23 protein-coding genes are annotated in these 26385 nt (G+C 55.7%); 6 read left to right on the top strand and 17 right to left on the bottom strand.

What is annotated here, in order from left to right; all coding sequences use genetic code 11:
• Window positions 1-27: 27 nt before the first annotated feature.
• The 11 genes from eutG to maeB all read right to left on the bottom strand — a co-directional run bounded on the left by eutG (window position 28) and on the right by maeB (window position 9998).
• Window positions 28-1215 carry an ethanolamine utilization ethanol dehydrogenase EutG gene (gene eutG / locus JQ822_RS12075; protein ID WP_213133663.1) on the bottom strand — a complete coding sequence of 396 codons (1188 nt, stop codon included), beginning with the start codon at window positions 1213-1215 and terminating at the stop codon, window positions 28-30.
• Window positions 1205-2044, bottom strand: coding sequence for an ethanolamine utilization protein EutJ (eutJ, locus tag JQ822_RS12070; RefSeq protein WP_213133662.1), 840 nt, complete (start codon window positions 2042-2044; stop codon window positions 1205-1207). The genes eutG and eutJ overlap by 11 nt, the downstream gene beginning before the upstream one ends.
• 12 nt (window positions 2045-2056) lie before the next feature.
• Complete coding sequence (locus JQ822_RS12065; RefSeq protein ID WP_213133661.1) at window positions 2057-3460, bottom strand: aldehyde dehydrogenase family protein; 1404 nt, start codon at window positions 3458-3460, stop codon at window positions 2057-2059.
• A gap of 11 nt (window positions 3461-3471) precedes the next feature.
• Window positions 3472-3759, bottom strand: coding sequence for an ethanolamine utilization microcompartment protein EutN (gene eutN, locus JQ822_RS12060; protein WP_213133660.1), 288 nt, complete (start codon window positions 3757-3759; stop codon window positions 3472-3474).
• Window positions 3760-3880: 121 nt separating this feature from the next.
• Complete coding sequence (gene eutM, locus JQ822_RS12055) at window positions 3881-4174, bottom strand: ethanolamine utilization microcompartment protein EutM (protein WP_005121908.1); 294 nt, start codon at window positions 4172-4174, stop codon at window positions 3881-3883.
• 41 nt (window positions 4175-4215) lie between these two features.
• On the bottom strand, window positions 4216-5232 hold the full coding sequence (pta, locus tag JQ822_RS12050; RefSeq protein WP_213133659.1) for a phosphate acetyltransferase: 1017 nt from the start codon (window positions 5230-5232) through the stop codon (window positions 4216-4218).
• Window positions 5229-6032 carry an ethanolamine utilization cob(I)yrinic acid a,c-diamide adenosyltransferase EutT gene (eutT, locus tag JQ822_RS12045; RefSeq protein ID WP_213133658.1) on the bottom strand — a complete coding sequence of 268 codons (804 nt, stop codon included), beginning with the start codon at window positions 6030-6032 and terminating at the stop codon, window positions 5229-5231. The genes pta and eutT overlap by 4 nt, the downstream gene beginning before the upstream one ends.
• A gap of 9 nt (window positions 6033-6041) precedes the next feature.
• Window positions 6042-6755 carry an ethanolamine utilization acetate kinase EutQ gene (gene eutQ, locus JQ822_RS12040; RefSeq protein WP_213133657.1) on the bottom strand — a complete coding sequence of 238 codons (714 nt, stop codon included), beginning with the start codon at window positions 6753-6755 and terminating at the stop codon, window positions 6042-6044.
• The gene (gene eutP, locus JQ822_RS12035) at window positions 6733-7212 is read right to left on the bottom strand and encodes an ethanolamine utilization acetate kinase EutP (RefSeq protein ID WP_096756223.1); all 480 of its coding nucleotides are present in this window, start codon (window positions 7210-7212) and stop codon (window positions 6733-6735) included. The genes eutQ and eutP overlap by 23 nt, the downstream gene beginning before the upstream one ends.
• A gap of 12 nt (window positions 7213-7224) precedes the next feature.
• Window positions 7225-7560, bottom strand: coding sequence for an ethanolamine utilization microcompartment protein EutS (gene eutS, locus JQ822_RS12030; protein WP_096756222.1), 336 nt, complete (start codon window positions 7558-7560; stop codon window positions 7225-7227).
• Between the two features lie 158 nt (window positions 7561-7718).
• Window positions 7719-9998: an NADP-dependent oxaloacetate-decarboxylating malate dehydrogenase gene (maeB, locus tag JQ822_RS12025; RefSeq protein ID WP_213133656.1), complete on the bottom strand. Its 2280-nt coding sequence runs from the start codon at window positions 9996-9998 to the stop codon at window positions 7719-7721.
• Window positions 9999-10276: 278 nt separating this feature from the next.
• Here maeB and tkt point away from each other — a divergent pair, with 278 nt between their 5' ends.
• Window positions 10277-12271, top strand: coding sequence for a transketolase (gene tkt, locus JQ822_RS12020; protein WP_213133655.1), 1995 nt, complete (start codon window positions 10277-10279; stop codon window positions 12269-12271).
• Here tkt and JQ822_RS12015 read toward each other — a convergent pair.
• The 3 genes from JQ822_RS12015 to aegA form a co-directional block, all read right to left on the bottom strand.
• Window positions 12261-13304, bottom strand: coding sequence for a DUF1176 domain-containing protein (locus tag JQ822_RS12015; RefSeq protein ID WP_213133654.1), 1044 nt, complete (start codon window positions 13302-13304; stop codon window positions 12261-12263). The two genes, tkt and JQ822_RS12015, sit on opposite strands and share 11 nt — an antisense overlap.
• Before the next feature lie 123 nt (window positions 13305-13427).
• The gene (nudK, locus tag JQ822_RS12010) at window positions 13428-14003 is read right to left on the bottom strand and encodes a GDP-mannose pyrophosphatase NudK (protein WP_213133653.1); all 576 of its coding nucleotides are present in this window, start codon (window positions 14001-14003) and stop codon (window positions 13428-13430) included.
• A gap of 67 nt (window positions 14004-14070) precedes the next feature.
• The gene (aegA, locus tag JQ822_RS12005; protein ID WP_213133652.1) at window positions 14071-16050 is read right to left on the bottom strand and encodes a formate-dependent uric acid utilization protein AegA; all 1980 of its coding nucleotides are present in this window, start codon (window positions 16048-16050) and stop codon (window positions 14071-14073) included.
• 264 nt (window positions 16051-16314) lie between these two features.
• Here aegA and narQ point away from each other — a divergent pair, with 264 nt between their 5' ends.
• Complete coding sequence (narQ, locus tag JQ822_RS12000; protein WP_213133651.1) at window positions 16315-18012, top strand: nitrate/nitrite two-component system sensor histidine kinase NarQ; 1698 nt, start codon at window positions 16315-16317, stop codon at window positions 18010-18012.
• A 184-nt stretch (window positions 18013-18196) separates the two neighbouring features.
• On the top strand, window positions 18197-21310 hold the full coding sequence (acrD, locus tag JQ822_RS11995) for a multidrug efflux RND transporter permease AcrD (RefSeq protein WP_213133650.1): 3114 nt from the start codon (window positions 18197-18199) through the stop codon (window positions 21308-21310).
• Window positions 21311-21383: 73 nt separating this feature from the next.
• Here acrD and ypfM read toward each other — a convergent pair whose 3' ends face one another.
• Window positions 21384-21443: a protein YpfM gene (ypfM, locus tag JQ822_RS11990; protein ID WP_001386977.1), complete on the bottom strand. Its 60-nt coding sequence runs from the start codon at window positions 21441-21443 to the stop codon at window positions 21384-21386.
• Window positions 21444-21831: 388 nt separating this feature from the next.
• Here ypfM and JQ822_RS11985 point away from each other — a divergent pair, with 388 nt between their 5' ends.
• From JQ822_RS11985 to JQ822_RS11975, 3 genes are read left to right on the top strand one after another with little or no spacing between them, the layout of a single operon-like run.
• Complete coding sequence (locus JQ822_RS11985) at window positions 21832-22188, top strand: ArsC family reductase (RefSeq protein ID WP_213133649.1); 357 nt, start codon at window positions 21832-21834, stop codon at window positions 22186-22188.
• A gap of 3 nt (window positions 22189-22191) precedes the next feature.
• The gene (gene dapE, locus JQ822_RS11980; protein WP_213133648.1) at window positions 22192-23319 is read left to right on the top strand and encodes a succinyl-diaminopimelate desuccinylase; all 1128 of its coding nucleotides are present in this window, start codon (window positions 22192-22194) and stop codon (window positions 23317-23319) included.
• A gap of 27 nt (window positions 23320-23346) precedes the next feature.
• Window positions 23347-23547, top strand: coding sequence for a hypothetical protein (locus tag JQ822_RS11975; protein WP_096756206.1), 201 nt, complete (start codon window positions 23347-23349; stop codon window positions 23545-23547).
• Window positions 23548-23594: 47 nt separating this feature from the next.
• On the opposite strand, the gene ypfH is transcribed toward JQ822_RS11975, so the two are convergent.
• Window positions 23595-24293: an esterase gene (gene ypfH, locus JQ822_RS11970; RefSeq protein WP_213133647.1), complete on the bottom strand. Its 699-nt coding sequence runs from the start codon at window positions 24291-24293 to the stop codon at window positions 23595-23597.
• Between the two features lie 73 nt (window positions 24294-24366).
• Window positions 24367-26382 carry a tRNA(Met) cytidine acetyltransferase TmcA gene (locus JQ822_RS11965; protein ID WP_213133646.1) on the bottom strand — a complete coding sequence of 672 codons (2016 nt, stop codon included), beginning with the start codon at window positions 26380-26382 and terminating at the stop codon, window positions 24367-24369.
• Window positions 26383-26385 lie beyond the last annotated feature (3 nt).

The following is a 26385-nucleotide window of genomic DNA, read 5'->3' as shown; positions in this document are numbered from 1 at the left end:
AGCCTTCACTCCCTGTCATATGTGTATTTATTGTGCCGCCGCATACAACGCGATAATTTCGGCCTGCGTGGCGGTTCGTGGGTTGCTGCGGATACAGATATCCTCCAGCGCGGCGTGCGCCCATGCGCTGTAATGCTCAGGTTTTGCCCCAACGTCAGCGAGCCGTTTGGTCTGGCCCACTTCGGCGATCAGCTCAATGACCGCGCTGATGGCGTCACGATCGTCTGATTTCTTATTGGTTAACGCTCTGCCGATGTGGCTAAAGCGTTCGCGACACACCATGCGGTTAAACCCCATTACCGTGGGTAACAGCATGGCGTTAGCCTGCCCGTGTGGGATGTGCAGCGTCGCACCCGGCTGGTGTGCCATCGCGTGACACAAGCCTAGCCCCGCGCTGGAAAACGCCATTCCGGCCATGCAGGACGCCAGTAACATGCTTTCACGCGCTGCCAGATCATGGCCGTAGCCCACCGCTTTCGGCAGCGATTTGCCGATCATCGCAATCGCGCCAATCGCCAGGCTGTCGGTAAACGGCGTTGCGTTCAGCGCGCTGTAGGCTTCAACGGCGTGGGTTAGCGCGTCAATGCCGGTCATTGCCGTCACGTGTGCCGGAACGCCTTCCGTTACCGCTGCATCCAGAATGGCCACATCCGGCATCAGTGACGCGTGGGCCAACACCTTTTTTAGTCCGGTAGCGGCGTCGATAATCACCGTAACGTTGGTGGTTTCTGACCCGGTCCCGGCGGTGGTTGGCACGGCAATCAGCGGCAGACGCGGACGCAGCACGCTGTGCTCCGTCATGTCAGCCAGCGTTTGCGTCGGGTTGGTCACCAGCAGCGCTACCGCTTTGGCGGCATCCAGTACCGAGCCGCCGCCGAAGGCCACAACGCCGTCACATTTTGACTCGCGCAGCTGGGCTACCGCCGCACAAACGTCAGTGATGCACGGCTCGCCCACCGGACACGGCCACAGCGTCATCGCCACGCCCTTCATCGCCAGGCTGCGTTCCAGTGAGGCGGTCATTCCCGCCTGATGCAGGAAGCTATCAACCATCACGAACATATGCGTCAGCCCACGCGTTTGCGCTTCCTGTCCGCAGGTGCTGAGCGCTCCCAGTCCGCATAACGTGACCGGTGGAACGCTGAACGTTTTTACGCGTTGCAGATTCAGGGCATCAAATGCCTGAAAGAGCGCGGTCTGCAATTCAGCTTGCATAGATTCCTTCCGCTTTTACTTTTCCGCTATTGGCAATCGCCAGCGGGGTCATAAACAGACTGTGCTGCGGTAAATGCACCTGCAGCTCCGGGAAACGCTTACGAAACAGCTCATCAACCCCCGGCTGCATACAGGACCCACCGGCCAGCCATAAATCCGTGACACCTTGTCCGGCAATATGATGGGCGACGATTTCCGCCATCTTTTCGTAAACCGGCTTAACTACCGGCCAGATTTCTTTGCCGTTGCTGCGCTTGTGCTGCTCAGCTTCTTCCAGTTGAATACGACGGTTCCCGGCGAGCGTCAGGGAAATGTGGTGCCCGCCGGTCGCTTCGTCGGCGGAGTAGGTCACTTTGCCCTGTTTCACTATCGCGATACCGGTCGTACCGCCGCCGATATCGACGACTCCGGCGTTATCAAGCGCCAGCAGATCCGCCACGGCGGTCGGCTCATCCAGCACATGACTCACCTCAAGTCCGGCAGATTCCAGTACGTTGATGGAGATACGTGGGTCCGTTCCCGGCGGGAACGAGGTTGCCGCATGGGTAAAGCGGCAGCCCAGTTGTTGCTCGAGCGTATCGAGATGGCGACGAACAATGGTCACTGCACCGAAGAAATCCCAGACGATGCCATCGCGCACGACGTCGGCCCAGTCCAGACAAACCGCAACCGGCTGCCCTTCGCTGTCGACAACCATCGACACCACATCACAGGTTCCCAAATCAACGCCCAGCCACAGCGGTGAATCGCTCGCGGCAGGCGTCTGGTTACACAGCGATGCTGCTTTTTGCAGTCTGGGTGTGAGCCACTGTTGTTCGTCATGCGCCATCTCTTTCACTCCTTATACGATGCGAAACGCATCCACCAGCACACAGCGACGCAGGCGTACAAACGTGCGCGCACTGGTCACCCCTTCCCCGGTTGGCGTGGTAATGGTCATGGTAGTCCAGCCTTCGCCGCCAAGCCCAAGGCCGGCAATGCACGGTCCGTTCTTGACGAAAATGCTGGTGTCGATGGCGTTAGCCATACGGTTCATGTTGTCGATATTGCGCGAGTGCATCGCCGCCGTATGGTGGCAACCGCCTTCGAGCGTGACCGCCAGCGCAATGGCTTCGTCAACGTTAGCCACTCGCACCACCGGCAACACCGGCATCATCAGTTCAGTCACCGCAAACGGATGCGTGGCGGAGGTTTCGACGAACAACAGGCGGGTTTGCTCCGGGACGTTCAGGCCGATCGCCGCGGCGATTTTTGCCGCGTCGCGCCCTACCCAGTCACGGCTGACCGTGCCTTTACCGCGCTCGTCGACGTTTTTCAGCAATACCGGTTGCAATTGTTCAGCCTGAGCGGTCGTCAGTTTGACCGCGTGCTGGCTTTCCATCAGACGCATCAGTTCATCAGCAACGCTATCCACGACGATCAACACTTTTTCATCGGCACAGATAATGTTGTTATCAAACGATGCGCCTTTGACGATGGACTGCGCGGCGCGAGTCAGATCGGCCGTTTCATCCACCACCACCGGCGGGTTCCCGGCACCTGCGGCAATCAGACGTTTGTTGGTGTGCTTACGCGCAGATTCCACCACCGCTTCACCGCCGGTCACCACCAGCAAACCGATGCCTGGGTACTTGAACAGACGCTGCGCGGTTTCGATATCCGGGTTGGCGACGGTAACCAGCAGATTTGCCGGGCCACCCGCAGCAACCACCGCCTGGTTAAGCAGGCCGATCGCACGCTGAGAAACACCTTTCGCGGCCGGATGTGGCGCAAAGACCACGCTGTTACCCGCGGCAATCAGGCTGATGGCGTTGTTAATGACGGTCGCCGCCGGGTTGGTGGACGGCGTTACCGAAGCCACCACGCCCCACGGTGCGTTTTCAATCAGCGTCAGGCCGTTATCGCCGGTCAATACCTGTGGAGACAGGCATTCCACGCCCGGCGTACCGCGAGCCTGCGCCACGTTTTTGGCAAACTTATCTTCAACGCGTCCCATGCCGGTTTCACTGACGGCAAATTCCGCTAATTCTCTGGCGTGTTTTTCGCCCGCTTCACGAATGGCGTGAATGGCTAACTGGCGCATAGCGACGCTTTTCAGCCCCTGCTGGGCCAGTTTTGCTGCCGCTACCGCGTCATCCAGGGAGGCAAAGACGCCCATTTCTTGAACGGCACTGACGGGTTGACTGCTGTCTTTCATTTTCAGCAGTACCGCTTTCACGACCTGTTCAATATCCTGTTGATTCATGATTTTCTGCCTTATTTATGGAAGATCACCTGACCACCTGCCACCACTTCATCAACGATGCCGATCACGCACAAATCGACAGGTGATGATTCGTTATGGTGCGCCTGACGGGCGGAGCTTCCGCTGACCAGCAGCACCCACTCTCCATTTCCCGCCCCGATGCTGTCGATCGCAACAGCACACTGCCCATCGGGATTTCCGCAGGAATCAATCATTTCCACCATCAGCAACTTGTCGTGCGCGAGCCCCTGATGGCGAACGGTACAAACAATTTGTCCTGTGACGATTGCCAGTTTCATACCCGCCTCCGTGGCATATTTCAGGTAAAACCTCCCCCAACCCTCCGCAGAAGGTAATGTGAAAAGGAGAGAGGGTGACGCCAGCTTTCTCTTAACGATCCAGTGGCGTCACATGGACGACTTACATATCGTTGCTGTCGCCTTTGAAGCTGATCGGGAACACTTCTTCCAGATCGCCATGCGGACGCGGGATAACGTGTACAGAAACCAGTTCACCGATACGCTGCGCGGCAGCAGCGCCGGCATCTGTAGCCGCTTTGCAGGCTGCCACATCACCACGAACCATGGCAGTACACAGGCCGCCACCGATCTGCTTTACGCCAACCAGTTTCACGCGTGCCGCTTTAACCATTGCGTCAGAAGCCTCAATCAGTGCAACCAGGCCCCGGGTTTCAATCATTCCTAATGCTTCCATTGTGCTTTCCTCTTAATCAAAGGGGTCCAGAACGGGACCGTTCATTCAACCAGTGTTTGCGAGACGCTTTCACGGCTCACGTCAGTCTGGCGCGGCACAGCTGCCACCAACGCCAGTTCGATAATTTCCTGTACGCTACAGCCGCGAGAGAGGTCGTGAAGCGGTGCAGCAAGTCCCTGAATCAAGGGACCTACGGCACGATACCCTCCCAGACGCTGGGCGATTTTATAACCAATATTGCCTGCCTCCAGCGACGGGAAAACCATCACGTTGGCATTGCCCTGTAGCGGGCTGGCGGGCGCTTTTTGCGCGGCGACTTCCGGCACAAAAGCGGCATCAAATTGCAGTTCCCCATCCACAGTAAGCTGCGGCGCACGCTCACGAACCATGTCCGTCGCTTGCTGTACGTTAGCCACGTTGGGATGGCGGGCACTGCCTTGACTTGAAAACGACAGCATGGCAACACGCGGCTCTTCGCCGGTAATCGCCCGCCAGGTTTCCGCGCTGGCGATGGCAATATCCGCCAGCTGTGCTGCGGTGGGCTGCGGCACAACGCTACAGTCTGCAAATCCTAATGACGGCCCGAGATACTGCGGAAGCATCAGGAAAATCGACGACAGCGTTTTGCAGCCAGGCTGTAATCCAATGATGCGCAACCCTGCGCGCAGCACGCTTGCCGTTGACGACAGATTGCCCGCAATACACACATCGGCTTTACCGGCACTGACCATCGCGGCGGCAAACATCAGCGGATCGTTGAGCTTCTCCCGCGCATCCGGCGGTGTTTTTTCGCCTGCCGTTGCCCGCCAGCGCAGGGCAAACTCTTCACGCATCTGCACATTGCTTTGCGGATCAACAACCTGAATACCATCCATGGCTACACGGTGGCTAAGGGCAAACTGGCGTAGCGCAAACGGGCTGGCGACGAGAACGGGGCGTGCCAGACCGTGCTGATGCAGGTAATTGGCGGCTTTCAGCACCCGTACATCCAGCGCATCCGGGAACACCACCCGAGCCGGCGTTCGTTTGGCGAGTTGGCGAGCACGTTCAATGATCATGACTTCTCCCCCAGTCGCTGTTGGATTTGGCTGACACTTAGCGGATGCTTCGCCACGCTCAGAATCATCATCACGTAAACCGTACTTGAAAGACGATTGAGCGCCTGCATGATGTCTGGTCGCATAACGTCAAAACTGCGGGTGATAAACACCTGGGCTGCCACCGTTTCCGTTTCACGGACTTTGGTACGCAGCAGATTAAGCAGCGCGCAATCACGACCGTGGCTGGCTTCCGGAACCAGATGATCGTGGTCCAGATAACGCAGCGGCTGGTGCGAGAGCCGGTGTAAATCTTCGTCGCTAAAACCAACAATGGCCTGCGCATCCAGCGGTTCATCCATGGCATCGGCGCGCATAATGTTGCCTAAACGCGAGCGAATATCCGCCAGCCACGGCTGCCAGGGTTCCGCCAGTTCAATCTGTAACCACACGGCCAGACCAATGGTGCTGTCGAGCGCTGCACGAAATCCAAGTCGGGGGTCACTTTTGGCGACCATTTTGTCCGCCGTCAGATGCGTCAGCGTGTCAGGTTTCTTCGCCACCGGTTGATGACACAGCTCGCAGGCTGCCTGCGGATGTGTATCGCTGCTGGTTAAACCATGCACCGGCTGCGGCTGCTGTTCCTCGTCGTCAACAAACAAGCTTCCCTGCTCGTCGATATACTTAATGCGCAGACGACGGCTTTCCAGCAACTCCCGGGCAGACGGCGTCAGGCGAGCATCAGCGGGGAGGTGAATTTCAGCCCCTTCGCTGAGCGTATGATTCGCTCTGAGCCATGCTTCGGTAATGAAATCCTTCATACATCCGCCTTAGCAGGACTGCCAGTTCGCAGGCCAGGCCACATACAGGAACTTCACCGTTGATGGCGTACCAAATTCAATGCTGGAGCCTTTCGGGATAAACATCACATCCCCGGCTTTGGCAATCATGGTTTCGCCTTCATGACGAACGTGCAGCTCGCCTTCCAGAATCATGTCGATTTCGTCGTAGTTCAGCGTCCATGGGAAAAACGCGTTATCCCACTGCATAAACCCGGCGGCCATGCTGCTCCCATCCTGGTCAGTGACTAAGTCGGTTAAGCCGACGCAGTGCGGCTGCGCGCCGTCAAAACGGCCAAACTTCACGCTGCTGCCGTCGATGACCTTGACGCCGCCTTTGCCGGTCACTGAGGCAAAACTCGGCTGCATTCCGCCCTGCTCCAGCGACTGTTTCTCCTTCATCACTTTGTCCATCAGCTGCGCGACCAGGCTTTCGGTAAACTGGCCTTCCGGCAACTGCGCAATAATGGTTTCGCGAATACGTTGGCTTTCCGTTTTGCCGTCATCCACCGCAGCAGGTGCTGTCGTTGACGTTGATACGGTTGCCGGAGCGGATTCATCGCATTCAGTGATAGTGACGCCCAGCAGCGCCGCAACTTCACGCGCCTCCGGGGTGATGATGCTGGCGCGCAGAACAACCGATACGTCCTGTTCACCGCGTGCGTGGGCCGCACGAATATCGTTAGCTGTGATGAGTTTTTTCACCTGCCCTTTCCTCCTTTTGGCTGAGCTCAGTCAGATAATCCACCAGGTGCTGCACACTGCTTGGGTCGTGGCTATTGAGCTCAAAAATCGGCTCCTGAAACCCTATCCCGCGAAGTAATTGTCGCGTTGCGGCGACATTGGCATCCGGCACATCCGTTTTGCTAATAACGGCGATTTGTCGTTTACTGGCGCCGATATCCAACAGCCCGGCAGGTAAGCGACTTTCTAGATCATTTGCCGCATGTATATAAATCAACGTATCGACATCCTGCAGCGTGGTAATTAAGGCGTGATACCAGCGCGGATGGCTAAAATATTCTCCCGGTGTGTCGATATCGCCGTTTTCATTAAACTCGACAGCCTGTGTTTTTCTGGCGAGGGAATAATTCCCCTGGAGCGCATTAAAGAGCGTTGTTTTTCCCGCCCCCACCGTACCGACAAACGCAATACGTTTCATCGCCGCCTCTGATTAACTTTTTGTCAGGTTACACAACGTGAAATTTAATAACCGGCCCAGACCGCTTACCGTCTGGAGCAACGCCTCTTCCACGGCGCCTACGGAGCCGTAGATCACCAGTGCGCCGCTGAATCTATCGAGAAAACCGATATGTACATCCGCCGCCTTCATGGCTAAATCACCGGCAATCATCGCCGTTTCACCCGGCGTTAAGGTCATGATGCCGATAGCGCCAGATTCGGGAACGCCGATCTTTTTCGCCAATTCTTCACCGGGGTGCGCAATCAGATGCGCCAGCGTGACCTGTTTCCCCGGCACAAATTCCTGGATGATGCGTTCTTTTTCCATTGCTCACCGCCTCTGCTAAAACTGACCCCATCGTGGCAATTTTTCGTCAGAGTAAATAACAAAATTCGGCAACCAGGTTTAAAAGGTGAAGTGGATCACTAAGAAAAGAAAATAAAAAGGCGCGGGAGAAACCCGCGCCGGAATTAATTAAAGTGAAATTACAGCGGCTGTGTTTGCGCTTCTACAACCGCCAGCGCCACCATATTAACGATACGACGAACAGAAGCGATCGGCGTTAATACGTGAACCGGTTTCGCTACGCCCATCAGCACTGGGCCGACCGTTACACCTTCTGAACTGGAAACGCGTAGTAAGTTGTAACTAATACGCGCGGCTTCCATATTTGGCATCACCAGAATATTAGCGGAGCCTTTCAGCGGGCTGTCCGGCATCCGGTCATTACGAATGCTTTCCACCAGCGCGGCATCACCGTGCATTTCACCGTCAATCATCAGTTCTGGCGCACGCGCCTTAATCAGCTCCAAAGCTTCACGCATTTTACCAGCCGACGGGCAGTTAGATGAACCGAAGTTGGAGTGCGACAGCAGCGCCACCTTCGGCTCGATACCAAAACGGCGCACGGTTTCTGCCGCCATGATAGCGATTTCAGCCAGTTGATCCGGCGTCGGGTCATCGTTGACGTAGGTATCGGCGATAAAGGTGTTACCGCTTGGCAGCAGCAGTGCGTTCATTGCCCCTGCCGTATGAACGCCTTCGCGGTGACCAAATACCGCGTTCACCACGCTGAAGTGCTCGTGGTAGTCACCGATCGTGCCGCAGATCATGGCATCCGCTTCGCCGCGCTGCACCATGATCGCGCCGATCACCGTAGTATTGGCAATCACCGCCCGCTGTGCCTGCTCCTGGGTGATCCCACGGCGCTTCATGATCTGGTAGTACTCACTCCAGTACTCTTTGAAGCGCGGATCGGATTCATTGTTGACTATTTCAAAATCAACGCCGGCTTTGATCTGCAGACCCAGTTTCTGGATACGCATTTCGATCACGCTCGGACGACCGATCAGGATCGGCTTCGCCAGACCTAAAGTGATTAATTCCTGGGTGGCGTGCAGCACGCGCGCCTCTTCCCCTTCCGTCAGCACCACGCGCTTCGGCGCTTTGCGTGCCAGCGAGAAAATCGGCTTCATGAACAGGTTGGTTTTGTAAACGAACTCACTCAGCTTATCGATGTAAGCATCAAAGTCGGCAATCGGGCGCGTCGCCACGCCGGAGTCCATCGCCGCCTTCGCCACCGCAGGCGCAATTTTGACAATCAGGCGCGGGTCGAACGGCTTAGGAATAATGTATTCCGGGCCAAAGCTCAGGTCCTGATCGCCATAGGCAGAGGCCACAACTTCGCTCTGCTCGGCATGTGCCAGTTCCGCAATGGCGTGTACCGCCGCCAGCTTCATCTCTTCGTTGATGGCGGTGGCGCCAACGTCCAGCGCACCGCGGAAGATGAACGGGAAACACAGGACGTTGTTGACCTGGTTCGGGTAGTCGGAGCGGCCAGTACAGATGATGGCGTCAGAACGCACCTCTTTTGCCAGCGGCGGCAGAATTTCCGGTTCCGGGTTCGCCAGTGCCAGAATCATCGGCGCGCGCGCCATCTTCTTGACCATGTCCTGGGTCAGCACTTTCGGGCCGGAACAGCCAAGGAAAATGTCCGCGCCGTCAATCACGTCGTCCAGCGTACGCTTGCCGTCATCCACCACCGCGTAGGCCGCTTTGGTTTCGGCCATGTTCGGTTCGCGATCTTTATAAATCACGCCTTTGGAGTCGCAGACCACAATGTTGTGTTTCTGCATGCCCAGCGCCACCAGCAGGTTCATACAGGCAATCGCCGCTGCGCCCGCACCGGACACCACCATACGCACATCAGAGATATTCTTCTCCACCACCCGCAGGCCATTGAGGATTGCGGCGGTGCTGATGATTGCCGTGCCGTGCTGATCGTCGTGGAAGACCGGAATATTCATGCGCTCGCGCAGCTTTTGCTCAATGTAGAAGCATTCCGGCGCTTTGATATCTTCGAGGTTAATGCCGCCAAACGTCGGCTCAAGGGCCGCTACCACATTGATAAATTTATCCGGATCGAGTTCATCAACTTCAATGTCGAACACGTCAATCCCGGCAAATTTCTTAAACAGAACGCCTTTCCCTTCCATCACCGGTTTGCCGGCCAGCGCACCAATGTTACCCAGCCCCAGCACCGCAGTACCGTTGGAAATAACCGCAACCAGATTACCGCGCGCGGTGTATTTGTAGGCCGCCAGCGGGTCCTTTTCAATTTCCAGGCACGGGGCTGCAACACCGGGTGAATAGGCCAGCGCAAGGTCGCGTTGGGTGGCAAGCGGTTTGGTCGGAGAAACCTGAATTTTGCCTGGTACTGGAAATTCGTGGAAATCGAGGGCGCTTTGTTTTAACTGGTCATCCATCTTGTTGTTCCTTTCACGTTTCGATCAAAAAGTGTCGCAGGTAACCCTTTTGTTGAGCCGCACATTATCACCTCAGTCAACGGCGCAAACTTTGAAGGTCCCCAAACTCTCACTACTCAAAGAAAGAATTTGTTATCAATTTATAACAGCCATGTTACCTGCTTAAGCCAGCAATACCATGCCTGTCTGCTATGCTTTTTGCTGACAACGCCTGCAAATTCTCCAAAAGTGTGAATTAACACACGCTCTAACACTTTACTTTTCAAGGAGTATTTCCTATGACCCGTAAAGAGCTTGCCAATGCCATTCGTGCGCTGAGTATGGATGCCGTCCAAAAAGCCAACTCAGGCCATCCCGGCGCACCGATGGGCATGGCCGATATCGCCGAAGTGCTGTGGAACGATTTTCTCCGCCATAATCCGAATGACCCTCACTGGTACGATCGTGACCGGTTTATTTTGTCCAACGGCCACGCCTCAATGCTGCTTTACAGCCTGCTGCATCTTTCCGGCTATGACCTGGCGCTGGAAGAATTAAAGAACTTCCGCCAGCTGCATTCAAAAACGCCCGGCCACCCGGAACTTGGCTACACGCCAGGCGTGGAAACCACCACCGGACCGCTGGGTCAAGGCCTGGCGAACGCCGTCGGGATGGCGGTCGCCGAACGCACGCTGGCGGCACAGTTTAATCAGCCGGATCATGAGATTGTCGACCACTTCACTTATGTCTTTATGGGCGACGGCTGCCTGATGGAGGGGATTTCCCACGAAGTTTGTTCGCTGGCGGGGACGCTGGGGCTGGGCAAGTTGATAGGTTTTTACGATCACAACGGCATCTCTATCGATGGCGAGACCAAAGGCTGGTTTACCGACGATACAGCGAAGCGCTTTGAAGCGTATCACTGGCACGTGGTGCACGAAATAGACGGTCATGACCCTGAGGCGGTGAAGAAAGCCATTCTTGAAGCCCAAAGCGTAACCGATAAGCCGTCGCTGATTATCTGTCGGACGGTAATTGGCTTTGGCTCGCCGAACAAGGCCGGGAAAGAGGAGGCGCACGGCGCGGCGCTGGGTGAAGAAGAAGTGGCGCTGACCCGCCAGAAGCTGGGCTGGCATCATCCCGCCTTTGAGATCCCCAAAGAGATTTACCGGGCCTGGGACGCGCGAGAAAAAGGCGAAAAAGCCCAGCAGGACTGGAAGACGAAATTCTCAGCGTACCAACAAGCGTACCCGGAACTGGCAGCAGAATTTACCCGCCGGATGAGCGGCGGACTGCCAACAGAATGGGAAAAGAGCACCGAGAAATATATCAGCGAATTGCAGGCTAATCCGGCCAAAATTGCCACCCGTAAGGCCTCGCAAAACACCCTCAACGTCTATGGCCCGATGCTGCCTGAACTGCTTGGCGGTTCCGCCGATCTCGCCCCCAGCAACCTGACCATCTGGAAAGGCTCAACCTCGCTGAAAGACGACCCGGCAGGCAACTATATTCACTACGGCGTGCGTGAGTTTGGTATGACCGCAATTGCCAACGGCATCGCTCACCACGGCGGATTTGTCCCGTATACCGCCACCTTCCTGATGTTTGTCGAATATGCCCGTAATGCCGCGCGCATGGCGGCGCTGATGAAGGCCCGACAAATCATGGTTTATACCCATGACTCGATTGGTCTGGGGGAAGACGGGCCCACGCACCAGGCCGTCGAACAGCTTGCCAGCCTGCGTCTGACGCCGAATTTCAGCACCTGGCGACCGTGCGATCAGGTTGAAACGGCGGTGGGCTGGAAGCTGGGCGTTGAGCGCCATAACGGACCCACGGCGCTGATCCTTTCCCGGCAGAATCTGGCGCAGGTTGAACGCACGCCTGAGCAGGTAAAAGAGATTGCCCGTGGCGGCTACGTGCTGAAGGATAGCGGCGGTAAGCCGGATGTGATCCTGATTGCCACCGGGTCAGAAATGGAAATCACGTTGCTGGCGGCGGAAAAACTAACCGGCGAAGGGCGTAACGTCCGCGTGGTCTCCCTGCCCTCAACGGATATTTTCGACGCTCAGGATGAGGCGTACCGGGAATCAGTCCTGCCAGCAAACGTCAGCGCGCGAGTGGCGGTCGAAGCGGGCATTGCCGATTACTGGTACAAATACGTCGGGCTGAAAGGGGCGATTGTCGGTATGACGGGTTATGGGGAATCCGCCCCTGCGGACAAGCTGTTCCCCTTCTTCGGCTTTACGGTGGAGAACATCGTGGAGAAAGCGCATAAGGTGCTTAACGCGTGATCCACAGCGTGGGCCAGGCATCGGGGCCATGCCAGTTATCACAGCTTGGCTCCTGCGCATAACGCACCAGACGAAAACGCTGGCCGTCAAAACGCCAGCGCGTCTGGATGCCGCAGTCCGATAATCCTCGCCCTTTAGCGAGCGTAATCAGCTCGCGTGATTTTTCATCAAACACGGCATTGGTCAATTCCATATCATTGCTTTCTGCATCCGTCTTAAACGGCAGACTTAACCTTACGGTGCGGGAGGTCAGCGGTTTGCTGCGGGAAACAATCCATGCCAGATCGATGGTGTTATACGCCCCGGCTTCGCAGCCGATCATCAGCAGCGCTTTGTCGTCCGTTAACGCAGACACCCGCACCTCACGGCGCATCGGGTCGAGCGAACAGCGCATACCGTTTATCCGCCAGTTCCCGTAATCCAGCAGGTCGCTGCGCTCTTGTTGAGACAGCGGTGTTGGTGTTGGGTTAACGATGGCCACGCCTTTCAGGGCAGGTGCCGGAGGCACGCTGAGCGGCGGTTCGTCACCTTTTTCGATCCACGCGGTTTCACTGCCTACGCGTTTTTGCTGCGCGTCAATGAACAGCAGCGCGGCTTTCAGTCCTGCCAGCGACAGGGTTTGCACGCCTTTTTGCAGGGTGATCGCCTGCGCGTTTTGAACGGTCTGTAAAAAGGCGCTAATGGTGACTGGATCATCGGTCATCAGATGCCAGGGCGTAATGCGCCAGTGCTCGCCGGTCAGCGGCAGCGGCGCGCCATCGAGTTGCAAACGCGGTGCAATCTCCACTTCTTTGGCATCAGGGGAATCCAGACCACCCAGCTCAATACGCAGCACCGCGTCGGTATGCGCCCCGGCACTGCGGCTCAGGGTCATTACCAGGCCGTGATGTTCGCCCGTATTGCGCGCCACGCAAAAGTTCTGGTTATTGCAGGTCACCTGCCAGTCGGAAAACGCCTGCTGCGCAGGAGCCGCCCACAGAAAGCGGACCGGCAGCAAACCGAGCAGGAAGATGAAAATAACGCGATAGCGCATGGACGGTACAACCCCGAAGTCAAAACACACAGCCTAAGCGGTATCTTCCTTGCGCGACTGATGTGGCTCAATCAGAATCGTCGGATTGGCCGCAATTTTGTAAAGAAATATAAATCCCGGACATTAGTCCATGAGATGCGACGACTGCAAATAGTTCAGTAATAGCACCGTTTTACCGTCACGGATCTCACCCGTTTTAATCATTTCCAGCGCCTGCGTGAACGGCAGTTCCAGAACCTCAATATCTTCATCTTCCACACCGCCGCCCGCGTTTGCCCGCTGGCTGTCGCTGTATTGGGCGATAAAAAAGTGGATTAACTCCGTCACGCCGCCCGGCGACATGTACAGCTCAAACAGTTTACGCACCTCACCCACTTCATAACCGGTTTCTTCAATCGCCTCTTTGCGAATGCAGGCTTCCGGCTCGTCGTTGTCCAGTAGTCCGGCACAGGTTTCTATCAACTGTCCGCTTTCGTTACCGTTGACCCAGGTGGCAACGCGAAACTGACGGATAAGCACCACGGTCTTTTTGTCCGGGTTATACAGCAGAATGGTGGCTCCGTTACCGCGGTCGTACACCTCACGTTTATGGCGGATAACCTCGCCATTGCTCCGGGTCAGTTCATAGGTGATATTGCGCAGGATGAAGTAGTTATCGGAAAGGACTTTGTCTTTGATGAGGGTAAATTTTTGCGACATACCGGCTCCACGGCGAGAAGTGAGCAATAATACTACGCCGTGAAACCGGGTTTGTCTTGACCCCAGATTAGTGAGATTTGACTGATTTTATACCCAGCCAGTCGATGATCCCCTGAGCGGCATGACGCCCTTCCGCCATGGCCGTCACCACCAGATCGGCACCGCGCACCGCATCCCCTCCGGCAAAGATCTTCGGGTTAGAGGTTTGATAACGGTAAGCGCTCTCAACATCAGCAGCGATGCGCCCCCAGCTATCAACCTTCACGCCGTGAGTCTCCAGCCACGGCATGCCGTGCGGATGAAAACCAAACGCCATAATGACCGCATCTGCTGGCATCACAAACTCACTGCCCGCGATGGGGACCGGACGACGACGCCCCTGCGCGTCAGGCTCGCCGAGTTGGGTACGTAAGAAACGCACGCCGCTGACGCGACCGTCGGCATTCAGCACCAGCTCCACTGGCTGGACGTTAAATTCAAAGTTTGCCCCCTCTTCGCGGGCATTTTTTACCTCTTTTTTTGAGCCGGGCATGTTGGCTTCATCACGCCGGTAAGCACAGGTCACCTGGCTTGCGCCGTGGCGCAGCGCAGTGCGCACGCAGTCCATGGCCGTATCGCCTCCGCCCAGTACAACCACGTTCAGTCCGGCGGTATCAATAAATGGCTCCTCCGGCAGCTCGTCCAGCCCCATCACCTGCTTGGTGTTGGCAATCAGGAACGGCAGCGCGTCATACACGCCGGGCGCATCTTCGTTCGGCAGATCCGCTTTCATTGAGCGATAAGTCCCGACGCCCACGAACACGGCATCGTAGTCTTCAAGCAACGCGGCCAGCGCAACGTCCTTGCCGACCTCGCAGTTCAGTTCGAAATGAATACCCATGGCGCTGAAGATTTCACGACGGCGCGCCAGTAATGATTTATCCAGTTTGAAGGCCGGAATACCAAACGTCAGTAAGCCGCCAATTTCAGGGTGGCGATCGAAAACGGTGGCGCTGACACCATTTCGGGCTAACACATCCGCACAGGCGAGCCCCGCCGGACCGGCGCCGATAATGGCGACGCGTTTATCGACTTTTTGTACGTGGCTGAGATCGGGTCTCCACCCTTTGCTTAGCGCCCGGTCGGAGATGTAACGCTCGATATTGCCAATCGTGACCGCACCGTGCTCGTCACGCACCGTACAGGCCCCTTCGCAGAGCCTGTCCTGCGGGCAGACGCGTCCGGTAATCTCCGGCAGACAGTTAGTCTGGTGAGAAAGCTCAACCGCCGCGTCGATATCTCCGGCTTTCACCAGTTCGATCCACTGCGGAATATGGTTGTGCAGCGGACACGTCCATTCGCAAATACTGTGTTCTCCGCACTTCAGGCAGCGGGAGGCTTCCCGTTCCGCCTGCACTGTGCGAAACGGCAGATAGATCTCTTCAAAGCTGGTTTTACGGGCCTCAATTGCCAGTTTATCTGGCTCACCGCGCGGAGGTGTGGCCTGCATTTGCTCGAGTTTACTGGTGACATGCGGCGTCATTTCGGTAGCAATAGCATGCCAGGGTTGGCTCTCCTGACTGGCTGCACGCAGCCTGCGCGCTTTTGACAGACCGGTAAGCGATGCCTCCGTCACCTGTTGTAGCGCCTGCGCCGGGCAATTCTCGACGCAGGCCGGCCCCTCTTCCCGCCCCTGGCACAGATCGCATTTATGCGCGGTCGCTTTCACCTTTCCTTTCGCCACGGGAGTGAGTACGATCTGCATCGTGCCAAAAGGACAGGCAACAACACAGGATTTACAGCCAATACACTTTTTCGCGTTCACTTGTACGCTGTCATTGTCATGACTGATTGCACCATTCGGGCAGCTTCTGGCGCAGGGCGCGTCCTCACAGTGGCGACAGGTCACCGCACTGCGCTGGTGTTGATGTTTAATGACGGTAATGCGCGGCTGAAAATGCCGTTGGCTCAGGACATGCTGCTCACCGTTATGCGCCATGACGCAGGCGACCTCACAGGCGTGGCATCCCAGGCACTGTTGGCTGTTGACCATAATAAAACGATTCATGGCTTCCTTCTTTTTTGGTTGCAAAAACCTTATTCTTTATATGACTGTTGTTATTAACCGACCCTGAAGAGAGCGGCAATGTCCATTTGCCCAGGAAGCACAACTATTTGTCCAGAACCTGTGGCAGATCAATTTATTTCATCGCATATGAAATTGTGTTTCAGTTACCATCCTGTTTCATGGCGATCTTATTAACATTTATCAAATACACTGCGTCGTTCGGGCTGCATCCAGGCGCGACGCGTATTGTGTGAGGATGTGCGAGTGACGGTAAAGCGTCCTGTCTCGGCCAGTTTAGCCAAGGCTTTTTTCTACATTGTGCTGCTGTCAATTCTCTCTACGGGTATTGCGCTGCTTACACTAACCAGCAGTTTGCGCGATGCTGAGGCGATTAATATTGCCGGTTCCTTGCGTATGCAAAGCTATCGGCTGGGTTATGACCTGCAAAGCCAAAGCCCGCAGCTCAACGCCCACCGTCAGCTTTTCCAGCAGGCGTTAAACGCGCCAGCATTACAAAATCTGAACGCCTGGTATGTTCCGGAAGCGGTAAAAAACCGCTATGGACACCTGCATGCGAACTGGCTGGAAATGAACGCCCGACTGATACGCGGCGATTTGCAATGGTATCAGGCCAATATCAACAACTATGTCGACCAAATCGACCTCTTCGTGCTGGCACTACAGCATTATGCTGAGCGCAAGGTGATGCTGGTGTTTGGCATATCGCTGGCAGGCGGGATCGGCATTTTCACTCTGGTCTTCTTTACCCTGCGGCGTATTCGCCAGCAGGTGGTGCGTCCACTCAATAAACTGGTGACGGCCAGTCAGCACATTGAACACGGTCAGTTTGATATCCCGGTGCTGGATACCGGTTTACCCAACGAACTGGGGCTGCTGGGCAAGACCTTTAGCCAGATGTCGAGTGAGTTGCATAAACTTTACCGCTCGCTGGAAGCCTCCGTTGCGGAGAAAACACACGATCTCCACGAAGCCAACCGTCGCCTGGAGGTGCTGTATCAGTGCTCCCAGGCGCTGAATACCAGCCAAATTGATGTACACTGCTTCCGCCACATTTTACAAATTGTCCGCGAGCATGACGCCGCGTATTTTCTGGAACTGACCGTCGGTGATAACTGGCGTATCAGCGAAGGGACGAAAAGCCCCGACCTGCCGATGCAAATCCTGCCAGTCACGATGCAGGAGACCGTTTATGGTGAGCTACACTGGCAAAGCCCTAACGTGAATGCCTCCACTCCGCTGCTCAACAGCGTATCCACTATGCTGGGGCGCGGGTTGTACTTCAATCAGGCGCAAAAACATTTTCAGCAACTGTTGTTAATGGAAGAGCGAGCGACCATCGCCCGTGAACTCCATGACTCACTGGCACAGGTGCTTTCCTATTTACGCATTCAGTTAACGCTGCTGAAACGTTCGATTCCGGAAGATAACGCCCCGGCGCAGCGCATCATGGCCGACTTCTCCCAGGCGTTGAACGATGCTTACCGTCAACTGCGTGAGTTGCTCACGACCTTCCGCTTGACCTTACAGCAGGCCGATCTGCCCTCAGCCCTGCATGAAATGCTGGAAACGCTGCAAAATCAGACATCGGCTAAACTAACGCTTGATTGTCGGTTACCGACGCTGGCGCTGGATGCGCAAATGCAGGTTCATCTGTTGCAGATCGTCCGTGAAGCGGTGTTGAACGCCATTAAACACGCCAGCGCAAGCGAAATTGCCGTTAGCTGCGTAACCGCGCCGGATGGTAATCATACCGTGTATATCCGCGATAACGGTGTCGGTATCGGCGATCCGCAAGAACCCGCAGGGCACTATGGTTTAAATATTATGCGCGAGCGCGCGGAACGACTCAGCGGTACGCTGACCTTCTCCCAACCCTCCGGGGGCGGAACGCTGGTCAGCATCAGTTTTCGATCGGCAGAAACGGAAAGTCAGCTAACGTAAAGAACGGCAAAGCGCCAGAAAGCCAGTCTCCAGGCCAGACGGCGTTGGCACGAAAGGTACGCTGTAAACGCGCATGATAATTTACATTATCTTCTTTTTTTCTCCACGTTTGGCCCGTACCTTGCCGCTACAGTGAAGCAAGTCATACCGATAACGATACGCAGAAACACGAGGTCCTCTTTTAATGGCGAATTTTTTTATCGATCGCCCCATTTTTGCCTGGGTGTTAGCTATCCTGTTGTGTCTCACAGGAACCCTGGCCATTTTTTCGTTGCCCGTTGAGCAATATCCCGATCTGGCACCGCCAAACGTGCGCGTCACCGCGAACTACCCTGGCGCATCGGCGCAAACCCTGGAAAACACCGTGACCCAGGTTATCGAGCAGAACATGACCGGTCTCGATAATCTGATGTATATGTCCTCGCAAAGTAGCGGGACCGGTCAGGCGACGGTTACGTTGAGTTTTGTGGCCGGAACCGATCCTGACGAAGCCGTGCAGCAGGTGCAAAACCAGCTGCAGTCGGCGATGCGTAAACTGCCGCAGGCGGTACAGGATCAGGGGGTGACGGTACGTAAAACCGGGGATACCAATATCCTGACCATCGCCTTTGTCTCCACCGATGGCTCAATGGATAAGCAGGACATCGCCGACTACGTGGCGAGTAATATTCAGGACCCGCTTAGCCGGATTAACGGCGTGGGGGATATTGACGCCTACGGTTCACAATACTCCATGCGTATCTGGCTCGACCCGGCCAAGCTGAACAGCGTCCAGATGACCGCCAAAGATGTGACCGATGCTATCGAGTCGCAGAATGCGCAAATTGCGGTAGGCCAACTTGGCGGCACGCCTTCGGTGGATAAGCAGGCGCTGAATGCGACGATCAACGCTCAGTCGCTGCTGCAAACGCCGGATGAATTCCGCGCGATTACGCTGCGTGTGAATCAGGATGGTTCAGAAGTTAAACTGGGCGACGTCGCCACGGTCGAAATGGGCGCAGAAAAGTATGACTACCTCAGCCGCTTTAACGGCAATCCTGCTTCCGGTCTGGGGGTGAAACTGGCCTCCGGTGCGAATGAAATGGCGACGGCGGAGTTGGTACTTAACCGCCTCGACGAACTGTCGCAATATTTCCCGCACGGGCTGGAATACAAGGTGGCGTATGAAACCACCTCCTTCGTCAAAGCCTCAATCGTCGACGTGGTGAAAACGCTGCTGGAAGCCATCGCGCTGGTCTTCCTCGTGATGTACCTGTTCCTGCAAAACTTCCGCGCGACGCTTATCCCGACCATCGCCGTCCCGGTGGTGTTAATGGGCACCTTCTCCGTGCTCTACGCCTTTGGCTACAGCGTCAACACGCTAACAATGTTTGCAATGGTGCTGGCGATCGGCCTGCTGGTTGATGACGCCATTGTGGTGGTGGAGAACGTCGAGCGCATCATGAGCGAGGAAGGCCTCTCGCCGCGTGAAGCCACGCGTAAATCAATGGGGCAGATCCAGGGCGCGCTGGTAGGTATCGCCATGGTGCTGTCGGCGGTGTTTATCCCGATGGCCTTCTTCGGCGGCACCACCGGGGCAATTTATCGCCAGTTTTCGATTACCATTGTCTCGGCAATGGTGCTCTCGGTACTGGTGGCGATGATCCTGACCCCGGCCCTGTGCGCCACGCTGCTCAAGCCGCTGCATAAGGGCGAACATCACGGGCAAACCGGGTTCTTCGGCTGGTTTAACCAGATGTTCAACCGCAACGCTGAACGTTACGAAAAAGGCGTAGCCAGAATTTTACATCGCAGCCTGCGCTGGATCCTGATCTACGGCCTGCTGCTCGGCGGCATGGTGTTCCTGTTCCTGCGACTACCAACCTCCTTCCTGCCGCTGGAAGACCGCGGCATGTTCACCACCTCGGTGCAGTTACCGAGCGGCTCCACGCAGCAGCAAACGTTAAAAGTGGTGGAAGAAGTTGAGAAGTATTACTTCACCCATGAAAAAGACAACATCATGTCGGTCTTCTCGACCGTCGGTTCTGGCCCTGGCGGCAACGGACAAAACGTGGCGCGCATGTTTGTCCGCTTAAAAGACTGGGACGATCGTGACGCCACTACCGGCACCTCATTTGCCATTATCGAACGCGCCACCAAAGCCTTTAACCAGATTAAAGAGGCCCGCGTCTTCGCCAGCAGCCCCCCGGCGATTAGCGGCCTGGGTAGCTCTGCCGGTTTTGATATGGAATTGCAGGATCACGCTGGCGCAGGCCATGACGCGTTAATGGCCGCGCGCGATAAACTGATCGAGCTTGCCGGGAAAGACACCTCGCTCACTCGCGTACGTCATAACGGTCTGGACGACAGCCCACAGCTACAAATTGATATCGACCAGCGCAAAGCGCAGGCGCTGGGTGTGTCTATTGATGATATCAACGATACGCTGCAGACGGCCTGGGGCTCCAGCTACGTCAACGACTTTATGGACCGTGGTCGCGTGAAGAAGGTCTACGTGCAGGCGGCGGCGAAATATCGCATGCTTCCTGACGATATTAACCTGTGGTACGTGCGCAATAATAGCGGCGGTATGGTGCCGTTCTCGGCGTTTGCCACCTCACGCTGGGAAACCGGTTCACCGCGTCTGGAACGCTACAACGGCTACTCTGCCGTCGAGATCGTCGGCGAAGCTGCACCCGGCGTCAGTACCGGTACGGCAATGGATGTGATGGAATCGCTGGTACATCAGCTACCAACCGGGTTTGGCCTCGAATGGACGGCAATGTCGTATCAGGAACGGCTCTCTGGCTCTCAGGCCCCTGCCCTGTACGCCATTTCGCTGCTGGTGGTGTTCCTGTGCCTGGCGGCGCTGTACGAAAGCTGGTCGGTTCCCTTCTCTGTTATGCTGGTCGTGCCGCTGGGGGTTATTGGTGCGCTGCTGGCAACCTGGATGCGCGGCCTGGAAAACGACGTCTATTTTCAGGTCGGGTTATTAACGGTTATCGGACTTTCAGCAAAAAACGCGATATTGATCGTTGAATTCGCCAATGAGATGAACGAGAAAGGCCACGATCTGCTCGATGCCACGCTGCACGCCTGTCGCCAGCGTTTGCGTCCGATTTTGATGACGTCACTGGCATTTATCTTCGGGGTGCTGCCGATGACCATCAGCAGCGGCGCAGGTTCCGGCGGTCAGCATGCGGTAGGGACCGGCGTAATGGGTGGGATGATATCCGCCACCATTCTGGCAATTTACTTCGTTCCGCTGTTCTTTGTGCTGGTGCGCAGGCGCTTCCCGTTGAAGCCGAAGCCTGAATAAGAGACAAAAAAGGCGACTTACAATGAGTCGCCTTTTTATTATCCCTTGCGGGATCAGGATATCTGCCAGAAATTTATTTACGAAGCATCACTTCGATAAAGTCTTTCCAGTTCCCCAGTTCACGTTCAATCATAACAACCTCTCTTATTATTATGGGCATTCTACGAAATCATCATCATTAAAAGAAGACAATTTAACCGATGGTTGTAATTGCATCCTCCCGTGTGTGGGGCCTGTGTGATTACTATGCGCTATACCCATAAATTTTATGTGACTTACGGCAATATTTTGAAATATTCATACATCATCTACTACTTTTGCAATTCTGATGGAAAAACAGGCTGATGCAAGCAGGTAAATTCTGAATTGTGGTTCAGCACAGATTATTGGAACTTTCAGGAATTATTATTAACCATTGCCCAACAATGTTATATTTTTCTATAACGTCTGAATGACAATATGTATTATCCGCATTCATCAGAAAAAGAATAGATATTCAAAATTAGTCAATAAGGATTCAAATGATCACCCTCTACGGTATTAAGAATTGCGACACGATTAAAAAGGCCCGACGTTGGCTGGAAGAAAATGGGGTCGACTACCGCTTTCATGATTATCGCGTTGATGGTCTGGACAACGCGCTCATGCAGTCCTTTATCAATGAGTTAGGCTGGGAGCCGCTGCTCAATACGCGTGGCACGACCTGGCGTAAACTGGATGAATCCACGCGCAGCCAAATCACCGATGCGGCTTCCGCCGCTGCGTTGATGATTGAAATGCCTGCAATTATCAAACGTCCATTGCTCTGCGAGCCGGGTAAGCCTATGCTGCTGGGTTTCAGTGAATCCAGTTATTTGCAGTTTTTTAATGAGGTGTAATCTATGTCGTGCCCGGTTATTGAGCTGACACAGCAGCTTATTCGCCGTCCTTCCCTGAGCCCGGATGATGCCGGGTGCCAGGCGTTAATGATTGAACGCCTGCGCGCGGTAGGTTTTACCGTTGAGCGTATGGATTTTGGTGACACACAGAATTTTTGGGCATGGCGCGGACAAGGTGAGACGCTGGCATTTGCCGGTCACACTGACGTAGTGCCTGCCGGCGATGTTGATCGTTGGATTAATCCACCGTTTGAACCGACGATCCGCGACGGCATGCTGTTCGGGCGTGGCGCTGCCGATATGAAAGGCTCGCTGGCGGCGATGGTTGTCGCAGCCGAGCGCTTCGTCGCCCAGCATCCTAACCACAAAGGCCGCCTGGCGTTTTTAATCACCTCAGACGAAGAAGCCAGCGCTAAAAATGGCACCGTTAAGGTGGTCGAAGCGTTGATGGCGCGCAACGAGCGGCTGGACTATTGTCTGGTCGGTGAGCCCTCCAGTACGGAAATCGTCGGTGACGTGGTTAAAAACGGGCGTCGGGGTTCACTGACCTGCAACCTGACCATTCACGGCGTGCAGGGTCACGTAGCCTACCCGCATCTGGCTGATAACCCGGTACACCGCGCGGCGCCAATGCTCAATGAACTGGTGGAGATCGAGTGGGATCAGGGCAATGAATTTTTCCCTGCTACCAGTATGCAGATTGCCAATATTCAGGCTGGCACCGGCAGCAATAACGTCATTCCCGGCGAACTGTTTATCCAGTTCAACTTCCGTTTCAGCACCGAATTAAACGATGAAATGATCAAGTCCCGGGTGCTGGCGCTATTGGATAAGCATCAGTTGCGTTACACCGCCGACTGGTGGCTATCCGGTCAACCGTTCCTGACAGCGCGCGGTAAACTGGTGGATGCAGTGGTGAACGCCATTGAGCACTATAATGAAATTAAACCGCAGTTACTGACTACAGGCGGGACATCCGACGGGCGCTTTATTGCCCGCATGGGGGCGCAGGTAGTAGAATTAGGGCCGGTCAATGCCACCATTCATAAAATTAATGAATGTGTTAATGCCGCCGACCTGCAGCTGCTTGCCCGTATGTATCAACGTATCATGGAGCAGCTCGTCGCCTGATGAGCGTTCCTGCAAGAGGAAATAAGCATGGACTTGCTGGCAAAGTATTGGTGGATTTTAGTGCTGGTGTTTCTGGTAGGCGTACTGCTGAATGTGATCAAAGATCTCAAGCGCGTTGACCATAAGAAATTTCTCGCCAATAAACCGGAGCTTCCCCCGCATCGTGATTTTAACGATAAATGGGATGACGACGACGATTGGCCGAACAAAGACCAACCTAAGAAGTAAGTACAATTTAAAAGCCCGGAAAATCATTCATTTTCCGGGCTTTTCGTTTAAATCATCTCAATGACATCATCATCGTGAGGTGTGCCGCCGCTCAACGCTTCATCGAAGTAGTGCTTCGGTACGGTAAAACGCAAATGATCGAGCGCAAACTGCATGCTGCGATCGTCAATGGCGTGACCCAGGTCGTCGACGATATCCAGCGTCACATCCCCGCCAGCACGAATTAACGCTTCCTGCGCGGCGACAGCGTGAGACAACTCAATGACCCTGTCTTCACCACCGTGAATCAAATGCACCGTGGTTGCGGTCGTCGCAACCTCCGGCAAACTGGCGTAGCGGCCATTGAACGCAATCACCCGTGATGCCAGCCCCGGTTCAGCCTTGACGCTCTCAAGCGACATAATCGCCCCTTGCGAAAAACCTATCAGCGCGGTGGCCTGAGGGGAAACGCCGCTCTGCTGCTGCCAGTAGCGTACGGTGTCGATAAACACCGGCATGATGGCGTCAACGCGCGCCTGGCGGTTCTCTTCCGTCACATCCTGCACGGAAAACCACTGACGCCCACCGCCGGTGCCGTAAGGCTGTGCCCCACCGATGCTGACAATCAGCGCATCCGGAAACAGCGGCGCAAACCAGGAACCAATTTCGCCCATGGCAACCGGATTATCGCCGACGCCATGAAACAGCAGCAATAGCTGTTGAGCGGGTTTATCGGGGCTTTGAACAACAAAATGGTCATGTTTCATGGCGATCTCCTTAACTGATAAGAGTGATTCTACGCCGCTTAATCGCAATGACCATGCCAGGAAATTGAAGAAGTTAGTGAAAAAATTGCCATTGCATAATGCGATTCTGTAGCCATTGCGTCCGGGTCGCATCCAGCAGGGCTAACGCCTGCGCCGCCTCATCTCGCTGAACTAACAACAGCGCTTTACGACCGGGTACCTTCAGCCGTTGGCACAGTTCAGCGTCGCTGCATTTCTCCTGTAAACGACCGCGTAGCGCCGGGAGAGGCTGTTCACAGTGCAGGAGCAGACGACTCAGACAACCGAGTGATGTGAGTAGCGGCCGATGCGCAAAGGCAAATCCGGCCAGCGCCAGCCAGTCGTCATCATTAAGCGTAGTCTCTCTCAGCGGCGCTATCGGGAGGTCCTCGCCGTTCCACAGTGCCAAAACGTCAGCATCACGACGCAGGCGCAGATGCTCTGTTGCAGCCAGGTATTTTCCAGACTCGCTGACAGGCAGTAGCGCCATTGCGGTATAGCACCCGCTGCTGGCTTCCCGATGATTGCCCATTCGCACCAGTACAAAGCCGCAGCGCTGCCAGAAGCGCCATAGTTCAGCCGTATAACCAAAACTAACGGACAGATAGTCACACTGTGTGGAATAGCGATGAGCCTGTTCGATCAGCTGTTGTCCGATACCTTCCCGCTGACGGGCAGGATGAACCGCTATACGGCTTACTCGCCGCCCAACCAGCGTTGCTGCCAGCGGATCGCCACCATGTGCAGCCAGCGACTGCGCCACCAGATTTCCTCTGGGTCGACGAAACCCGGCCCAAACGGCCTGGCTGAGTTCAGCGGACAATCCTCCTTCATCGACCAGCCATACAGCACCCGCCACCGCGTCAGCCGCCGAGGCCTGCAGAAAGTGCTGGCCGGGCGCATCCATCATCCGACGGAGATCGAGCGGTGAAGTACGATAATGCGCCCCGGAAAGCAGCTGATAGACCGCCAGCGGCAGATGCGGGTTGCGATGCCAGGCGGTCGACTCAAAGGCAGAGAAGTGGATATCGCCCAGAGGGGGATGCGAAAAGGTTTCGTCGTCGAGCACCAGCGCCTCGCTGACGATTTTTTCCAACGGGCACCCCAGTGCCCACCTGACAGGCTGCTGCAGTTCATAACGCTGAAGATGTGGGAAACGCGCGCAGAACTTCAATAAAAACCCTCTGCCGGTTCCCTCGTAGCCCTGAACGGTGGTGGTCAACAGCACACGCGGAAAACGCGAAACCAGCTGATGTAACAGCGGGGCGGGAATAGCGGCAGCCTCATCCACGACCAGCCAGTCAGCGGTTTCGCTGCCGGTTAATAGTGCGTCTGGTGCCATAAAGCGATAATGTTCCCTGGCAAAATACGCCAGCACATCCGTCGCCGCTTTCGCCGGTGCGGTAACAATTGCTGTCCCGTTAATGCTTGATATCAGCTGTCCTGCCAGCGCGGATTTTCCCCGGCCGCGCGCGGCGGTCACCGCAGCCACACCGGGAGGCATATCCAGCAATTGCTGTAAAATTACCGCCTGTTCTGGCTGAGGATCGCCATTGGCCGGCTGCCAGCCAGCACGCTCGGGAAAATGCACCGGCGCAAACGGCTGATGCTGCTGCCAGTGCAGGGTTTGTCCATCACGGGTAATCACCCGCTGAAAATGTTCGACAAAGTGCGGCGTAGGGATAGGTTCGGCGCAGTCGCTCCAGCGCAGTGAATCTGCATCAGGATGCGTTTGCCAGTCCTGCCAGGGGGGAGTCAGCAGCACCAGCCAGCTCCCGGCACGCAGCGTGCCGCTTAAGGCGGCAAATGCCGCGGCATCGAATCCCTGCCGGGCGTCAAAGACCGCATGGCAAAATTCGCGACCCAGCAACGTTTGCAACGCCTGCGGCGTGCAGCAGGGCTCAGCGGGGGCCGTTGCCCCCACCCATAACCAGTCGCCGGGTAATGTGCTTTGTAGCGCAAACGCCTGCTCCTGAGGCCAGGGACCCTCGCCGCTGATAATCAGCAGACGACGGATCCCTTCCCGGGCCATTTGTTCGGTTAACGCATTCAACGCTATGTTCTCAGACATCCC

It is taken from the genome of Citrobacter sp. FP75 (assembly GCF_018342065.1).
GTDB lineage: Bacteria > Pseudomonadota > Gammaproteobacteria > Enterobacterales > Enterobacteriaceae > Citrobacter.
The sequence above is the reverse complement of the archived record's forward strand: the minus strand, read 5'-3'. Positions and strand labels throughout refer to the sequence as shown.

What these genes read in the sequence shown, in the direction of transcription:
- pta (WP_213133659.1), bottom strand. Translation starts at nt 5,232, where the DNA reads ATGATCATTGAACGTGCTCGCCAACTCGCCAAACGAACGCCGGCTCGG.
- JQ822_RS11965 (WP_213133646.1), bottom strand. Translation starts at nt 26,382, where the DNA reads ATGTCTGAGAACATAGCGTTGAATGCGTTAACCGAACAAATGGCCCGG.
- eutS (WP_096756222.1), bottom strand. Translation starts at nt 7,560, where the DNA reads ATGGAAAAAGAACGCATCATCCAGGAATTTGTGCCGGGGAAACAGGTC.
- acrD (WP_213133650.1), top strand. Translation starts at nt 18,197, where the DNA reads ATGGCGAATTTTTTTATCGATCGCCCCATTTTTGCCTGGGTGTTAGCT.
- eutM (WP_005121908.1), bottom strand. Translation starts at nt 4,174, where the DNA reads ATGGAAGCATTAGGAATGATTGAAACCCGGGGCCTGGTTGCACTGATT.
- eutG (WP_213133663.1), bottom strand. Translation starts at nt 1,215, where the DNA reads ATGCAAGCTGAATTGCAGACCGCGCTCTTTCAGGCATTTGATGCCCTG.
- JQ822_RS11985 (WP_213133649.1), top strand. Translation starts at nt 21,832, where the DNA reads ATGATCACCCTCTACGGTATTAAGAATTGCGACACGATTAAAAAGGCC.
- eutP (WP_096756223.1), bottom strand. Translation starts at nt 7,212, where the DNA reads ATGAAACGTATTGCGTTTGTCGGTACGGTGGGGGCGGGAAAAACAACG.
- eutT (WP_213133658.1), bottom strand. Translation starts at nt 6,032, where the DNA reads ATGAAGGATTTCATTACCGAAGCATGGCTCAGAGCGAATCATACGCTC.
- ypfH (WP_213133647.1), bottom strand. Translation starts at nt 24,293, where the DNA reads ATGAAACATGACCATTTTGTTGTTCAAAGCCCCGATAAACCCGCTCAA.
- JQ822_RS12015 (WP_213133654.1), bottom strand. Translation starts at nt 13,304, where the DNA reads ATGCGCTATCGCGTTATTTTCATCTTCCTGCTCGGTTTGCTGCCGGTC.
- eutN (WP_213133660.1), bottom strand. Translation starts at nt 3,759, where the DNA reads ATGAAACTGGCAATCGTCACAGGACAAATTGTTTGTACCGTTCGCCAT.
- eutJ (WP_213133662.1), bottom strand. Translation starts at nt 2,044, where the DNA reads ATGGCGCATGACGAACAACAGTGGCTCACACCCAGACTGCAAAAAGCA.
- nudK (WP_213133653.1), bottom strand. Translation starts at nt 14,003, where the DNA reads ATGTCGCAAAAATTTACCCTCATCAAAGACAAAGTCCTTTCCGATAAC.
- tkt (WP_213133655.1), top strand. Translation starts at nt 10,277, where the DNA reads ATGACCCGTAAAGAGCTTGCCAATGCCATTCGTGCGCTGAGTATGGAT.
- dapE (WP_213133648.1), top strand. Translation starts at nt 22,192, where the DNA reads ATGTCGTGCCCGGTTATTGAGCTGACACAGCAGCTTATTCGCCGTCCT.
- aegA (WP_213133652.1), bottom strand. Translation starts at nt 16,050, where the DNA reads ATGAATCGTTTTATTATGGTCAACAGCCAACAGTGCCTGGGATGCCAC.
- JQ822_RS12065 (WP_213133661.1), bottom strand. Translation starts at nt 3,460, where the DNA reads ATGAATCAACAGGATATTGAACAGGTCGTGAAAGCGGTACTGCTGAAA.
- JQ822_RS11975 (WP_096756206.1), top strand. Translation starts at nt 23,347, where the DNA reads ATGGACTTGCTGGCAAAGTATTGGTGGATTTTAGTGCTGGTGTTTCTG.
- maeB (WP_213133656.1), bottom strand. Translation starts at nt 9,998, where the DNA reads ATGGATGACCAGTTAAAACAAAGCGCCCTCGATTTCCACGAATTTCCA.